Genomic DNA, 16,090 nt, shown 5'->3' with positions numbered 1-16,090 from the left:
ATAATTAAACATGCATACCACTAAAGATTCAGGAATAGGCCAGTACAATATTATGCCCGCTTTCCCTGCTACAGGTGAAATCTCAAGCGCATTTCAAAAATTAGTTCGTGTACTTCACAACAATAATATACGTATCATCGATGGTTTTGTTGGTGTAGATTGGGAATTTGTCATTGGAGAGATTTCAAAAGAATTTGAAATTTACGACATTAAACCACGCTTCATCGCTATTGATGAGGCACTTTTATCAGAAGAGATTATTAATAATCAGCTAGCACCTTATCTTGGTGGAAATGATCCCTTATTTGGAAAAAAATATCCTCTTCCATTATCTTCTTATTTTAACGCTGAAAAATTAGCGAAATTCCATGATATGCTCGCAAACAACCAAGAGTGTATCATCTTTTACGGACCTGGAGCAGCTCTTTTAGATAATCAAGCTTCAATTATGTATGTTGATTTGCCTAAAAGTGTTCTAATTCAGCGCATGAGAGCTGGAAAGGCGTGGAACTTAGGATGCAGCAATTCAAAAGATCCAAAACAGATTTACAAACGATATTATTTTGTGGATTGGCAAGCATTAAATAGCCACAAAAATTCAATCCTATCTCGGATAGAAATCATGGCAGACCAGCAATCTGACAACACATTACCTTGGATAAAGGGATCTGATTTAAGACAGACCTTGCATCAAATGTCTGTTAATTATTTTAGAGTAAAACCTACATTTGAATCTGGTGTTTGGGGTGGACAATGGATGAAAGATCATCTAACAGGGATAGATCAAAGTGCAAAAAACTACGCCTGGTCCTTCGAAATGATTGTTCCGGAAAATGGCTTGTCATTAAAATTTAATGATCTACTTCTGGAAATTTCATTTGATCAATTGATGTTCACTGAAAGCAAAAATATCCTAGGCTTGGCTGAACCAAGATTTGGTGTAGATTTCCCAATTAGATTTAATTTCTTAGATACCTTTGATGGAGGAAATTTATCAATACAGTGTCACCCTAGCCCGAAGTATGCAAAGTCACAATTTGGAGAAAACTTTACCCAAGATGAAACCTATTATATTGTGGACAGAAAAGGAGATGCACAGGTATACCTAGGTTTTCAAGACGATATCAATAAAGATGAATTTCAAAGTGCTTTAGAACATAGTTTTAAAACCGGAGAAGCCATTGAGGTAGATCAATATATTCAAAAATTTGAATCTAAAAAGCATGATTTATACTTGATACCGCATGGTACAGTGCATTCATCTGGTATCGATAATTTAGTTTTAGAAATTAGTGCGACTCCATACAACTTCACCTTTAAAATGTACGATTGGGTAAGACCGGATTTGGATGGCAAACCACGTCCTTTAAATATCGACCGTGCTTTTGACAATCTTAATTTTGAAAGAAAAGGACAAGTGGTCAACGATACCTTAATTGCGAAACCTGTTTCTCACAAAATTGATAATCAATCAACTAAAGTTCATCTAGCTACCCATGAAGATCATTTTTATGATGTTGTACGCTATGATTTTGACCAAGAGGTAACGATTGAAACAAAAAATCAGTGTCATATTCTGATGCTTGTTGAAGGGGAGGCTGTGGAATTAACAACTGCAAATGGTATGAGAGAAGTTTTTAATTATGTTGAGACATTTGCCATTCCAGCTGCAACAGGATCATATATACTTCGTAACCTTGGAAAACAGCCGGCAAAAGTGATCCAATCATACGTTAAAGATTCAAAATGCAACCAATTTTAAACTAAACATTTAAAAATATGAAAAACTTATTTTTTGCAATAGCTTCCTCTGCCCTTTTATTTTCCTGCAATCCAAGCGGAAGCAAAGGAACACAAAACAGTTGGCAGGCCGACATGAAAAATGACAGTAGTTTTCAACTAGTCAAAGATATGGCAACCAATACCATAAAATCCGGTTTCAATGCTGGAGATGGATATGGAGAGGTATGGATCAGAGATTACAATACCTTTATCAATTTAGCTACACAAGTCCATCCTCATGAGCAAATCAAAGATCAATTGCTTATCTTTCTGAAACTACAGGGGCCTGATGGGAATATTGCAGATGGTTTTGTAAAAAAAGCGAGTTTAAAAAATGGCACATCTGACTACTATACGATAATAAATGTATTAGCTCCAGATTATGCGGGGCATAAAAATACCGTAGAAACAGATCAGGAAACTTCTTTGATACAAGCAGTCTATAAATATATAAAGGTATCTCAAGATTCATCTTTTTTATCCATGAAAGTCGGTAATAGCACCGTAAAGGACAAAATGGATAGAGCACTTGAATTCTTAATGAATGAGCGATACAATAAAGCTTATGGTTTATTGTGGGGAGCTACGACTGTTGACTGGGGAGATGTGCAACCCGAGCATGATTGGGGGGTACATCTGGATGAAAACTCCCATATTGCTCTAGACGTTTATGATAATGCGATGTTTTTAATTGCTTTGGACAATTATATAGAGCTCGTTCCTGAAAAAGCATCCCAGTGGAAACCCATCCGCGATGAAATCGCTTCCAATACAATGAAGCATCTTTGGGATGAGAAAAATCAAAAATTTATCCCTCATATCTATATCAATGGATCGCCATTTTCTTCAGATTTTGATGAGAATCAAATCTACTATCATGGTGGTACTGCTATTGCTATCGAAGCCAATTTGCTGAGTAAGGAACAAATAAAAACAGCCTTAGATAAGATGGTGAAAAATGTGAAAGATTCTGGTGCTGCCACAATCGGCTTGACGATTTATCCGACTTATCCTGCAGGTTCATTCAAAAATAAAGGTATGTATCCATATGGATATCAAAACGGTGGGGATTGGACTTGGTTCGGAGGTCGCATGATCCAACAGTTGGTAAAAAATGGTTACGAAAAAGAAGCCTATGAGCAAATAAAACCCATGCTGGATCGGGTTATAAAAAATAAAGGATTCTATGAGTGGTACACAAAGGATAACAAACCTGAAGGATCAGGAACATTTAGGGGTGAAGCTGGTGTACTATTTGACGCTATTACCCTATTGGAAAATTCTTATAACTAATTGAATTAAATCATAATCTATAAGATTTTAATCTGCTATTAGAAAGCTAACCATTAATATTCAATAGAAGAGCAATAAGTAAGGAGCTGTCCAAAATGATTAGACAGCTCCTCTCCTATATCTGTACTGGATAATCCAAAATGGATAGCCTATTTCTATAGTTTCCTTTTCAAGTTAAAAACATTAGAGTACTTATTTGATATCAAATTTCAATTCTAAGATATTCTTGCCTTGGAATTTAGTGGCATATGCCAGATCAAGTAGGTCTACACGTTCAATCTTTGCTTTAACACCTGGCTCTATTTTACGTAAGATGTACGATAATCTCTTCGTATTTCCTTTGTTTTCATTCCCTAATGTAAAAAAAGCCATCAAACCTGTCATTTCATATTTACCATTTACCTTTGTTCCATCTGCATAAATTGTATCACGTGGTTGAAAAATCGCTCCACCATTCGTTTCTGAATTTGCATTAGCGATCAATTTATCGCCGATTAGGAAAGCTTTATATTCATTTGCTGTAGTGAGATTATTGACATACGTATCTTGGATTTCTCGTCCATTTTCATCGTAAACTTTTAAGTCGACCTTGTAGGCAATCTCAGCATTTAGATTAATAGCACTACTCGCTAGTGAATGACCTGAAGCATCAAAATTTATTTTGATCACAGCACCTTCTTTTGCAGAAGCTACACCATGGAAATGATCTCCATGACCCGCACCTTTAGTTCCCTCAAGCTCAGTAAATTGTAAAGATGCTCTTATTTCCTTCCCTACTATTGGAGTATCTTCGTCTTTTTTACACGATACAATACCAACTAAAAGACCTAAGGATGTTAACACGAATACAGTAGTACTTTTGATAAATTTAATTTTCATGATTTGATTTTGATTTCAGTTTAATAATTCAACCATTAAATGCTATATAATTTGCAACTATGTTGCAAATATAATAAAACAACAAACAAATGCAACATAGTTGCTTAATTAAATTATAAATTTTAATCTCAACATATCATAATCATTTCTCAAAATGACTTTAGACATAAGTTACGATTCAGCAATACATAAAATGATTTATACTTTTTGCCCATGTATAAGAGCATGATGAGATCATAAATATAGATAAGAATATAAGTGAATTGTCAATCAATCCTCAATAGTCCTGAAGTAAAACCATTTTAAGAAAGAAAGAAAGAAAGAAAGAAAATTAGACCATCCTACAGCTGCTTGCTGTTCTAGATGGTCTAATTTATTTTATACTCGATAAAATTGCTCCCATCCTTTTGCTGGTGGAGGACCATAGAGCAAAGCATTAGCAAAACGATCATTAAGAATTTCTTTTTTAACTGGATCGAAATCAAACTTAGCATTCAACCTTTGTGCAATGACGCCTAAGCAAAACACTTGGCTCAATGGACCTGCTACTTCAAAACTTGAGCGTGTTTTTTCTAACCCTTTACAGGCTTTCAAGAAATTCGCAAAATGATTAGAGGGTGATTTAGGTATTTCTGGAAGAAGTTTTGCCACCTCACGAGCCTTCTCTTCTGGAATAATTTCTAAGATACTTGCATGCGAACCTCCTTTGAATATCAAATCTTTACTGTATATAATTTTCCCAGGATTCAACTGCACAGCTTCTACTTTACCTGTACTAGGAGCTGGTATATTTGGATCTAAGCCAGAACCTCCATAACCAGATGGTATTTCTGGTAAATTGTCTAATCCATCATACCAATTGATATCAAGAGCCGGCATATGCTTTCTTTTGGCAAATTTGAATTTCAACGTGGATGATTTCGGAAAGAAATAAGAATTATGCTCCAAAAGTTTCACTGCTTCTACACGATGAGGTAAACCTAATTGTAAAAATTCATGTGCTGTATCCAAGATATGTGCTCCCCAATCTCCCAAAGCCCCCATCCCAAAATCAAACCAACAACGCCACTGTCCGTTAACAAAGTCTTTATTATAATCATGACCCAAAGTTTGCATCTGCCACATATCCCAATCCAACGTCGACGGAATGCGTTCTGGATATGGAAAACCTTTGATGTTAGCATCCCAAGTATGCCAACGTCTTGCAAAATTCATATGTGCATCTATGCGTGTCACGTCTTTGATGATACCGGCTTCATGCCAGCTTTTGAATTGAAAATAGTTGGGTTCCGAATGTCCCTGATTACCCATTTGAGTAACTACTTTATTAAATTTTTGAGCTTTTTGAATCATAAGCTCTGCTTCCCAAAATGTACTCGCCATCGGTTTTTCTACGTATACATGAATCCCCATGTCTATAGCCATCATGGTAATTGCAAAATGGGCAAAATCAGGAGTACCTATAGATACCGCATCAATTTGTCCACCCATTTTATCAAACATTTGTCTAAAATCTCGAAATCGGGGCACGTTAGGAAACAACTTTAATATTTCCAAAGTATGTGGAGCTTCTAAATCAACATCACATAATGCTACGACATTACACAAACCTGTTTTGTAAAGTTCTTTGATCACTTCTGCTGCTCGATTTCCTATTCCTACACATACCAAATTCAGTCTTTCATTTGCCGATGCTAATTTTACATTTCCAAGAGCAGCGTTTGACATCAATAATCCACCCCCTATAAAAGCTGTGTTACGTAAAAAATTTCTTCTTGATAATTGCTTCATTATTTCAATTCCTTAATTTTAATATTTCGAAAATGAACCTCATCACCATGATCTTGCAACAGAATATGTCCTTTTTCAGCCTCTCCAAAATTTGGCCAATCCTTATATTTACTCCCTGCTACAAGTTCTTTAAATTCTGGCGAACCTCGTCTATAAGTCAATACTTTTATACCATTCAAATAGTGTGTGACTTGATTGTCTGGTGTAACCATAATTCGTCCTCTATTCCATTCACCTATAGGTCGTGGTGCGCGCACATGTTTCAGCGAAGGAATTAAATCATATAAAGATGCCATGGTACGATTACCATTTTTACCCATTTTAGCATCTGGATGTTTTTCATCATCCAACAATTGGTATTCAAGTCCAATCGCCGATCCTTTCGTCTCCTCCTGCATCGTAACAAAATATTTCACACCGCTGTTCGCTCCTGGAGTTAGTTTAAATTCAAATGAAAGATCAAAAGCGCTATATTGTTTATCGGTTATTATATCCCTTCCATTAGTTGACTCTCCTCCGTTTGCTTTTAAAACAGTTATTTCACCATCTTTAATTTCCCATCCTTTTTTTGGAAAATGATTAGCATCTATACTACGCCATCCTTTTGAATCTATACCATTAAACAATAAGTTGATGCCAGACTTCTTTTCTTGAGATGATACATTGTTTTTTTTGAGATTAACAACAAACATATCTTGAGGCAATTTGGTGAATGCCAACTCTGCTGTTTTAATTCTTATATTTTTAAAATACACTTTCTGACCAACCAAACGATCTGGTACGCTATGCACTTGCAATGCAATTATTCCTTTTCTATCAAGTGTATCAATTACAGCGGCGGTAGGAATATCATTTAACCATATACGGACTTCATCACCAATCGCTTCTATACGTACTTTATTAAATTGATTTGCTTTAAAAGCTTTTTGAGCAGATTCCTGCAAATCCAGCGGATAAAGCCAGTTTCGCCGACCTTCATCATATACTCCACCGGTCCATGCTCGCTCACTTGGATCAATATCCATCTGCTTACCAAAAACAAGACCTTGCCCATTATTTCCCTGCGGATCATAATTACTTCTAATCTGAATCCCAGAGTTAGTTTCTGTTCCTTCAATTTTAAATTCTAATTCTAAAATAAAGTCTTCATATTCCTTTTCTGTTGACAAAAAAGAATTTGGCACTCCTTTGACCATCTCCCCTACAATAACACCATCTTCAATAGTATATTTTGCTTTTCCTCCAAGGATTTTCCATCCATTAAATGTTTTTCCATCAAAAATTGGTATGAAAGAGCTTTGTCTTTTCGTTTGTCCATAAGTTGAAGATGCAAAGAACAGCATACAACTACTCATTATCATTAAAAAATTCTTGTTCATATTTATTTATAATTTATTAAACATACTATTATCATACATGCACATGTTGATAAAGACATCTGCATGCTTTCTATTTTGTATTTTAATTATAACCTGGAGATTTTTTTAGGTTTACACTCAAATCAATTTTAACCTGACTGATAGGTAAATATAAAATAAATATTTGAAATTATCCAATAATAATGCTTACTCATGAGACATTTTAACAACTAATATTCCCTTAAATTATACCATAAAAAAGAGCATTTTAACATGGAGTTTTAAGTAAAAAACAGTTATATTTAATTTATATTTCAACCTACAAAAATGTCGTATGGAAGACATGATACTTTACAATCGGTTACAGTTTGCTTTTACCATCACTTTTCACTACCTGTTTCCGCAATTGACGATGGGATTATCTTTAATGATTGTTTACTTCAAATGGAAATTTTTACGCACTAAAATTGATGACTACAATCATGCTGCAAAATTTTGGATGAAAATCTTTGCCTTGAATTTTACAATGGGAGTGGTTACAGGAATACCAATGGAATTTCAATTTGGTACAAATTGGGCCAAATTTTCTGAATTGACGGGAGGTATTATCGGACAAACACTAGCCATGGAAGGTATGTTTTCCTTTTTTTTAGAATCTTCTTTTTTAGGAATGTTTCTATTTGGGGAAAAGCTTCTTGGTCATAAACTCCATTTTCTTTCTGGGTTGATGGTATTTATAGGATCTTGGGCAAGTGGTTTCCTTATTATCGCTACGCACTCCTGGATGCAATATCCTGTGGGATATGAAATAGTAGAAAATGGGAAGTTTGTCTTAAATAACTTTACAGCTCTATTCAATAATCCTTGGCTCTGGCCATCATATTTACACAATCAAGCTGGCTCTCTGATCACCAGTTCATTCTTTGTTGCTGCAGTGGGAGCTTTTTACTTGCTGAGTAACAAGCATAGTCGATTTGGAAAAATATTCGTGAAGACTGGAGTTATTTTTGGTGTCATATCTTCTATTGTGGTTGCATTCCCTACAGGTGATATGGCGGCAAAAAATGTAGTCAAATATCAACCGGTAACTTTTGCCGCCATGGAGGGTATTTTTAAAACTGAAAAAGGAGGTTCAGAAATTGTACTTATCGGACAACCCGATATGCAAAATAAAAAATTAGACAATAAAATTGCTGTTCCAAACGTCCTTAGCTTTCTTACTTATCAACGCTGGGATGCGGAAATCAAGGGTTTAAATGAATTTGATGAATCTATACACCCTACGAATATTCCAGGATTATACTATGGCTACCACATCATGGCTGGTCTCGGAACCATATTTATTGCGATCATGTTAACAGCTACTTTTTTACTTTGGAAGAATAGACTATTTCAAACGAAATGGCTACTATGGATCCTTATGTTTATGATTCCATTTCCTTATATAGCCAATACTGCAGGTTGGTATACAGCTGAATTAGGAAGGCAACCATGGCTGGTATATAACCTGATGCGCATGGTAGATGGTGTATCACCTACCGTTTCTTCTGGAAATGCATTATTCACACTTTTAGGATTCGTAGGACTTTATATACTATTGGGATTATTGTTTTTAATGCTGGTATTAAAAACAATCAGAAAAGGTCCTGAATCCCAAATTGCTTTAAATAATTAGCTATGGAAATATTTTGGTTTGTTGTGTTGATGATTATGCTCGGAATCTATGTAATTCTCGATGGCTACGATTTTGGAGCAGGAATTGTTCATCTTTTCTTTGCTAAAACAGAAGAAGAAAAAAAAGCTGTAACCAATTCCATTGGACCCTTTTGGGATGCCAATGAAGTTTGGCTCATCGCATCGGGAGGTGTACTATTTTTCGCTTTTCCAACCTTATATGCTTCAGCTTTTAGTGGATTTTACTTACCCCTTATGCTTGTGTTATGGTTGCTCATCTTTAGAGCGATCAGTCTAGAATTAAGAGGGCAAGTTCATAACCGGATGTGGGAATTGATGTGGGATAAATTGTTTGGTTTGGCGAGTCTATTACTCGCTCTATTTTTTGGAGCAGCTTTAGGAAATGTCGTTCGAGGAGTTAATCTTGGTATGGTTGAAAATGGTGTATCTACTCAAGAAGCACATTATTTTTTCTTGGCCTTATGGAATCCAACATTTGATCCATTGGCCGAACATCAAGGAATCATTGATTGGTTCACCTTATTATTGGGTCTTGTCGCAGTTGTGACACTGACCATTCATGGTGCAAATTGGATCATTCTTAAAACATCAAGCACCCTGAATATGCGTTTAAAAACTGTAATCTTTAAACTCAACTTTGTTTTATTGTTCTTAGTAATATTATCCGCTTACGTATGGCATGATGTGAAACCAATATCATTACATAATTTTGAAACCTATTATTGGTTGTGGATCTTCCCTATTATTGCTACAGTTGGTCTTTTTGGACAGTTTAGAATTAAAAAATTTACAAAAGATTTATCCGGTTTTATCTATTCATCCTTATTTATTTTTGGGAGTTTTGGATCTACTATAGCTTCTATGTTTCCGATATTACTACCTTCGACTAATGCCGTAAATCCTTCTTTAACTATACAGAATGTAGCCGCACACGAATATGGTTTATCTGTTGGGATAGGTTGGTTCTCTGTAGCAGCGGTATTGGTGATTGTATATTTCATCATTCAGTTTAAAGTTTTCAAAGGTAAATTAGATGATGTCGGATATGGTGACCATTAAGATGGATTAATTTTATAAAACCTTTTTCATACAAAAGAGCTATTCTAAGAATAGCTCTTTTCTTATTTAACAATTCAATTTTAGAGGGCTCAAAAGCATTTAATGTCCTTAACCAAAATATTGTTACTAAATTTTGTAACACCTCCCTCAGTGAACTTAAAAAAAGCGAGATGACTTTCGTCACCCCGCTTTTTAATAAACATATGCACCTGAAATTAATTTTTACCATTATCTTTTGCCCACCAAAGTCTTTTACCCCAAGCTTGGTCAACAACTCCAGTTGCTGCTGCTTCTGTATTAGCCTTATTGTATAAGTATTCATTATTTGGATATGGCAGCCTCCATGGTTGATCGTTATGTATCCCTTTAAATACTGAATTTAAGGACGGATAATTAGTCGAAGGAATTCCAGTTCTTCGATATAGTGCCCATGCCTCATAATTTTCTTTAAATAAAGCGACCCACATATCCCACCATATTCTCTCCTTTGTATTATTAAACTTTCCTTTACCTGCTAAATATGCTTCAGCATCTGTTGTAGAAACTCCATTATCTTCCATGGAAATCATGACCGCTTTATTATAAGCCGCTTCAGCAGTTGTGCCAACATTATAGCCTAACATAGCTGCCTCAGCTAATATATAATAAGTTTCACTAGATCGATAAAAGGGTGTATATCCAGCTGCATCATTTATATAATGCTCACCAATCCAAGATATAGATCTAAGCGGAATTGGCGATGTTGTTAGCCCATTTTGATAACCAACATATGTTCCAGAACTAGTCTTTTGCGCTATTGAGGCAATTCGAGGATCTTCGACTTCGTTTAAATAATTGATAAAAATATCAAACATACCCCAGTTATCGATACGTTTACCATTGATTCCTGATTTATACCAAGGCTCCATATATGGTAATGTACCTGGATAGTACAAATAACAGTTTTCATCATTAGTTTCCAGAACTGGATATTTGCTTTTATTTCCAGCAATTTCTTCAATCGTTGATTTAGCTAATGCGGGTGCTACTGATGAAATCCGCATAGCCATGCGAAGCCGTAAAGAATTACAAAATTTTTGCCATTTTAGCATGTCCCCATTATAGACAATATCGTAATCACCAACATCATCTGTACCTAGACCCGCAGACATCTCATCCGAGATCTTTTTTAAATCCGCTAGTACGGCAGGAAAGACATCTTCCTGTTTATCATACTTAGGTTTTAAGAGATTGCCATCTTCGGGCATCCCTTTAAGAGACTCGGAATAAGGTATATCCCCCCATCCATCTAAAAGATAGGACCACATATAATTTTGCCAAATTCGGGCAATCGTTCTAATATTCTTAAAACCTTCCGCTCGATCCGCTGTTTTCTTTAACATATCATCCATCTGGGTTATATTATAATAACAAGCAGCCCAACGATTACCAAAGGTATTATTTCCGGGTACTAATGATGTCATGTAATCCGGATACTGAATTTTAACAATATAGCCTGCAAAAGTCCCATAGCCATCTACGTCACCTCCAAATTGCTCTCCTGCATTACGAAGTACATTGATCAACATATTTTGAGGAGGAACATTGGGTAGTGCATCTGGATCTATATTAATTTTCTCAAAATCTTTTGTACAACTTGCCAGACAAACTACCGCGAGTATGGAAGCAAATTTTATATTAAATAGTGTTTTTTTCATTTTTCTGATTCTTTAATTCAATTAAAAAGTATTCGTCACTTACTTCGTGTAGACTTAGAATGTAACTCCTAATTTTAAACCAATGCTTCTAGAATTTGGAACCGTTGCTTGCTCAAAACCAACACCTCTTGAATCACTGGACACACCGCCTGATTCAGGATCCAATCGCATCGTATTTGATTTATCTACCCAAATTAACGCCAAATTAGATCCGATTACAGATAGATTTGCTCGCTTAACCCCCTTGATTCTACTAAATAAATGTTGAGGCAAACTATAGGTAAAATAGGCTTCTTTTAATTTAAGAAAAGAACCGTCGAAAACATACATTTGATCAATACCACCTCCTTCGTACCAACTCTGGGCATCAGTTTCTATTGTATTTTCTATCCATCCATTCTTACCATCAGACATGGCAAAGCGCTCATTTGTCATCATATCCTTTCCTGCAATAATTGCACGCTCACGTATTCCATTTGCTGCGGTAATTTCTGCTACCCCAGTAGTATAGCCATGTGACATAGTTTGCGACCAAATATCTCCACCTTTTCGAAAATCTAACATAAAACCAAAACTAAAATTCTTATAGTTAAAATCATTGCGTAGACTTGCCAAGAAGTCTGGTACAACACTACCAATATTTTGACTTGCTTTTCTTTGTACGATACCAGTATCCGTAACTTTAATTGCTCCCTTCAAAGGTCCATCCTCGACACGATCATATCCCGCTCCAACTAATGTTCCCCATGGTTGACCTTCTCTGGCCATGTTTGCAATACCCCAAGTCCATCCAATTTGAAAATCTTTTAAATCCAGAGTTGGATATAATTCCAAAATTTTGCTTTTATCTTTTGAGAAGTTTGCTGTCGCAGTCCAGTTCAAACCATTTTCGTTCTTCAGGATATCACCACGCAATTGAAGCTCCACACCCTTACTTTGGATATCACCCGCATTCAAGAACATTCTTGTAAAACTCACCGTATTAGATGTATTTACCGAAAGCAATTGCTTTCGAGCATTTTTATGATAGTAAGTTATATCTGCATGTAACCGATTATTAAAAAGCCCAATTTCGGCTCCGGTTTCCCAAGTTGTGATTTTTTCAGGTTCTAAGTTTTCTATCGCATAGGTCATAGTTTTATACATCTGAGCTAAGTCCTTAAAACCATCAGGCTGTGCATAATAATAATTTGCATTGCGGTAAGGGTCTGTTGCATTTCCCACTCCAGAAATATTCAATCTCAGTTTCAAATACGATAGAACATCGCCTTTTAGATTAGCAAAAGAAGTTGTTGGAATCCAACTCATACTCACTGATGGATAAAAAAACGATTTTGTCAAAGTGGAAGACCAGTCGTTGCGAGCAGTCACATCAACATATAATTGATCTCGCCAACCAACAGATGCCTGTCCATAAATAGAATTAGAGCGATTATGTGCATGATCCATATCCACTTCGGCAGGACCAATTTTATTCGTAATCGTATAAATACCTAGTACATTAAGTCCAGTAGCACCCAATTCATTCATACTCATTTTATAGTCCCGGTAATTTACACCCGCAGTACCCAGCACACTAAAATCACCGTACTGTTTATTAAAATTTGCCAAAAAATCAACATTGAGTTCTGTTCTATCATTTTTATTTTCGTTAAAACTTCCGTTCAAATGATCGAAATTAAAATAGTTTCGTTCAAATCTTTGCGAATTAACATAATCTAGACCAACTCTTCCCTCTAATTTCAAAAAGTCAAAGGGTTGATAATAGAGTGAACTTTTCCCAAACACACGATTCACCAATAATGAATTAATAGATTCATTCATCGTGAAATATGGATTCATGTGATAGTTAGAGTTCCAATTGTAATAAGTGTAATTACCCTGCCCATCTCGCTGATTCCAATTCTTTTTCAGATCCTTCATATCGACTTGTCTACCAAACCAAATTAACCCATTCATAGGATTTGCACCATCATATCCTTGCATAATCAAATTATCACTCTCAGTCCGTGTATAATTAGACATGATATCAAAAGAAACCTTATCACTGATTTTGTAATCATTGTTCAACTGTGCTGTATACTTCTTTTGATCAGTATTAGGAACGGTTCCCTTTTGATCACGAAAAGATAATGCTACTCGGGTGGAAGATCTATCAGTTTTTGACAGTAATGATAGATTATGATTTTGAGAAAAACCCGTCTGGAAAAAATCTCTAATATTGTTTTTATGGGAAATCCACGGGGTCGCTTGTCTTACACCATCTACGACTGGGCTATTAAACTGAGGAATCATTAAACCAGCATCTAAGCGAGGACCCCAAGATTCATCAAATCCATCATTCACTCCACCCCCTGCACCATCAACATAAGAAAAAGAATTTTTAAGAGCATATTCTTGATAAGTTAATCCGCTTTCACTCAGTAGGTAGTTATATTCATCTCCTCTTGAACCCTGCCCATATGAATTTTGATATTTGGGAATTGTTGCTGCTCGATCGATACTAAAATTAGCATCATAAGAGATCTGCACACCATTATTAGCGCGTTTACCGGATTTAGTTGTAATCATAATGACTCCCTTACCAGCACGCATTCCATATAGAGCAGCTGATCCACCTTTTAAGACCGTCATACTTTCAATATCTTCCGGATTGATATCATTTATACCTGAGCCATAATCCACCCCGCCATAGGTGTTATCACCACTTCTTTGTGTGTTATTTGTCATAGGCACACCATCAATAACAATTAGTGGCTGTTGATCAGGTTGCAAAGAAGTATTTCCTCTAATCGCTATCCTTGCAGAAGAACCTACAGCACCACCAAATTGATTCACTTGTACTCCGGCGACCTTACCCGTCAATGCACCTGTCACACTTAATTGTCCTGCATCGGTCAATTCTTTGGCTTTTACTTCTTGAACGGCATACCCCAAAGATTTCTTATCTCTTGAAATACCCATTGCCGTCACCACGACCTCGTCCAAACTTTCCGTATTTGATATTAAAGTAATAGTGAGGTTTGTTTGGTTACTGAGATTAATTTGTTTTCGCTCATAGCCAATCGCTGATACACTTAATGTGCCAGCCTGCTTGTAAGAAATAGAGAAATCACCATTTTGCCCAGTTTGTGTTCCTGTGCCGTCCTGTAAGGAAATGGAAACCCCAGGGATTGGTTTCCCATCTTGACCGACAACCGTACCTTTGAGTACGGTCTGTGCATAAATAGCTGAACTGACCAACAAGTTAGCTGCTAGAAATGCAATAGCTGTTTTCTTCATAAAATAGTAGTTTCAAATGTTAGTTTATGATTTATATGTATAAACTAAGTTATCAATACTATCCTTGGAATCTTAACATTATCTTAACAATGATCAGCCATATTTTAACCCTAAATGTTAAATATCATTATGCACTTGTAAAACACAATTTATTAAAGATGCATTTTATTAAATTTCTGCAAAAACAGTGTTTTTATAATTATCCGCATATTCTTTTGGATTACATCCTCTTATTTGTTTGAAGACGCGATTGAAATTAGTGATACTATTGAAACCACAGTTATAGGCAATAAAGGATACACTCTCCAAGTGATCCTCATTTAATTGGTTGCAGACTTCTTTTATCCGAATACGATTTAAGTAAGATACAAAAGTCACTCCACAATGTTTTTTAAAATACCGACAAAAAGCCTGTGGGGTTAGGTTAGCATAGTTGGCAACATCTTCTAGAGTAAGTTCATTCTTAAAATTTTCCTTTATATAATTGCATATTAAAGTAATTCGGCTTACACCACTTGAACTTTCATGATTAAATTCAATTCTTTCTACACAAAGCGGGTCTGTTTCTTTTGAAATCATAGCTAAAGAGCGTAACAAATAAAAAAATTGCATCAATTTATCGAGCTCATCAGCTTCCTTTAATTGCACTACTCTTTCCGAGATTTGTTGAAAATAAGTATCAGGAACTTTAAATCCGCGAGAATTACTCTGAATAAAATGGTTCAAAGAATCAAACTCGCCTAACGAAAACAAAGATTTCAATTTACCATTAGGATCAAAGAAAATAGAAATAGATCTTGATTCATTTAATAAACCATCTTGTGACATCGATTTAAATACATGTGGCTGATTTGCTCCCAAAAAGAATATATCATTTTCTTTAAAAGGATGCAAAGTATCCTCAACAACCAATACGCCCTTACCTTTTTTAATCCACATCAATTGTGCTTCTTGATGCCTGTGCAAATGAGGATAGAAAGAATCCATTACATCTTCTTGTATTGTTAAGCTTTGTCCTTGGGTTGTTGGCACGTTAAATTGGAGAGTTTTCATAGCATATTCAAAATTAAACTTTACAAAAATTTATTATTTGGTTGATCTAAATATAACAACTACATCTCAATATCCCCAAAAATCAAGTAAACATTCAAAAAACATAATTAAAAAATCATAAAAAGGAAACTTACTTAATCGACGTGATTGAATAGATTAATGCAACAAACTCATCATACTGAGAATCTTTTTTCCAAAAAA

At 35.5% G+C, this 16,090-nt stretch carries 10 protein-coding genes; 4 read left to right on the top strand and 6 right to left on the bottom strand.

Going from position 1 to position 16,090, the window contains the following annotated elements; translation table 11 throughout:
• The first annotated feature begins 10 nt into the window (after positions 1–10).
• Complete coding sequence (locus C8N37_RS10720; RefSeq protein WP_108158893.1) at positions 11–1,762, top strand: class I mannose-6-phosphate isomerase; 1,752 nt, start codon at positions 11–13, stop codon at positions 1,760–1,762.
• Between the two features lie 17 nt (positions 1,763–1,779).
• A complete protein-coding gene (locus C8N37_RS10715; protein WP_108158892.1) occupies positions 1,780–3,075 on the top strand; it encodes an amylo-alpha-1,6-glucosidase in 1,296 nt (431 codons plus the stop codon).
• 192 nt (positions 3,076–3,267) lie between these two features.
• Here C8N37_RS10715 and C8N37_RS10710 read toward each other — a convergent pair whose 3' ends face one another.
• The 3 genes from C8N37_RS10710 to C8N37_RS10700 all read right to left on the bottom strand — a co-directional run bounded on the left by C8N37_RS10710 (position 3,268) and on the right by C8N37_RS10700 (position 7,124).
• Positions 3,268–3,954, bottom strand: a complete 687-nt coding sequence (locus C8N37_RS10710; RefSeq protein WP_108158891.1) for a hypothetical protein — start codon at positions 3,952–3,954, stop codon at positions 3,268–3,270.
• 378 nt (positions 3,955–4,332) lie between these two features.
• Positions 4,333–5,745, bottom strand: coding sequence for a Gfo/Idh/MocA family oxidoreductase (locus C8N37_RS10705; protein ID WP_108158890.1), 1,413 nt, complete (start codon positions 5,743–5,745; stop codon positions 4,333–4,335).
• Complete coding sequence (locus C8N37_RS10700; protein WP_108158889.1) at positions 5,745–7,124, bottom strand: 3-keto-disaccharide hydrolase; 1,380 nt, start codon at positions 7,122–7,124, stop codon at positions 5,745–5,747. Before C8N37_RS10700 ends, C8N37_RS10705 begins: the two co-directional genes overlap by 1 nt.
• A 313-nt stretch (positions 7,125–7,437) precedes the next feature.
• Between C8N37_RS10700 and C8N37_RS10695 the strand changes: the two genes are divergently transcribed.
• Both C8N37_RS10695 and cydB read left to right on the top strand, forming a co-directional pair.
• A complete protein-coding gene (locus C8N37_RS10695; protein WP_108158888.1) occupies positions 7,438–8,778 on the top strand; it encodes a cytochrome ubiquinol oxidase subunit I in 1,341 nt (446 codons plus the stop codon).
• Between the two features lie 2 nt (positions 8,779–8,780).
• Positions 8,781–9,857 carry a cytochrome d ubiquinol oxidase subunit II gene (gene cydB / locus C8N37_RS10690; protein WP_108158887.1) on the top strand — a complete coding sequence of 359 codons (1,077 nt, stop codon included), beginning with the start codon at positions 8,781–8,783 and terminating at the stop codon, positions 9,855–9,857.
• Positions 9,858–10,072: 215 nt separating this feature from the next.
• Here the strand turns inward: cydB and C8N37_RS10685 are convergent, their stop codons facing one another.
• The 3 genes from C8N37_RS10685 to C8N37_RS10675 form a co-directional block, all read right to left on the bottom strand.
• Positions 10,073–11,554, bottom strand: coding sequence for a SusD/RagB family nutrient-binding outer membrane lipoprotein (locus C8N37_RS10685; protein ID WP_108158886.1), 1,482 nt, complete (start codon positions 11,552–11,554; stop codon positions 10,073–10,075).
• Positions 11,555–11,608: 54 nt separating this feature from the next.
• Entirely contained in the window at positions 11,609–14,836 is a 3,228-nt protein-coding gene (locus tag C8N37_RS10680) for a SusC/RagA family TonB-linked outer membrane protein (RefSeq protein ID WP_108158885.1), read from the bottom strand.
• A 168-nt stretch (positions 14,837–15,004) separates the two neighbouring features.
• Positions 15,005–15,889, bottom strand: coding sequence for an AraC family transcriptional regulator (locus tag C8N37_RS10675; protein ID WP_045752915.1), 885 nt, complete (start codon positions 15,887–15,889; stop codon positions 15,005–15,007).
• Positions 15,890–16,090 lie beyond the last annotated feature (201 nt).

Origin of the sequence: Sphingobacterium faecium (genome assembly GCF_003054045.1) — a bacterium.
Classification (GTDB): Bacteria; Bacteroidota; Bacteroidia; order Sphingobacteriales; family Sphingobacteriaceae; genus Sphingobacterium; species Sphingobacterium faecium.
The sequence above is the reverse complement of the archived record's forward strand: the minus strand, read 5'-3'. Positions and strand labels throughout refer to the sequence as shown.

Coding starts and splice junctions, on each gene's coding strand:
- C8N37_RS10720 (WP_108158893.1), top strand. CDS start 11: ATGCATACCACTAAAGATTCAGGAATAGGCCAGTACAATATTATGCCC.
- C8N37_RS10715 (WP_108158892.1), top strand. CDS start 1,780: ATGAAAAACTTATTTTTTGCAATAGCTTCCTCTGCCCTTTTATTTTCC.
- C8N37_RS10710 (WP_108158891.1), bottom strand. CDS start 3,954: ATGAAAATTAAATTTATCAAAAGTACTACTGTATTCGTGTTAACATCC.
- C8N37_RS10705 (WP_108158890.1), bottom strand. CDS start 5,745: ATGAAGCAATTATCAAGAAGAAATTTTTTACGTAACACAGCTTTTATA.
- C8N37_RS10700 (WP_108158889.1), bottom strand. CDS start 7,124: ATGAACAAGAATTTTTTAATGATAATGAGTAGTTGTATGCTGTTCTTT.
- C8N37_RS10695 (WP_108158888.1), top strand. CDS start 7,438: ATGGAAGACATGATACTTTACAATCGGTTACAGTTTGCTTTTACCATC.
- cydB (WP_108158887.1), top strand. CDS start 8,781: ATGGAAATATTTTGGTTTGTTGTGTTGATGATTATGCTCGGAATCTAT.
- C8N37_RS10685 (WP_108158886.1), bottom strand. CDS start 11,554: ATGAAAAAAACACTATTTAATATAAAATTTGCTTCCATACTCGCGGTA.
- C8N37_RS10680 (WP_108158885.1), bottom strand. CDS start 14,836: ATGAAGAAAACAGCTATTGCATTTCTAGCAGCTAACTTGTTGGTCAGT.
- C8N37_RS10675 (WP_045752915.1), bottom strand. CDS start 15,889: ATGAAAACTCTCCAATTTAACGTGCCAACAACCCAAGGACAAAGCTTA.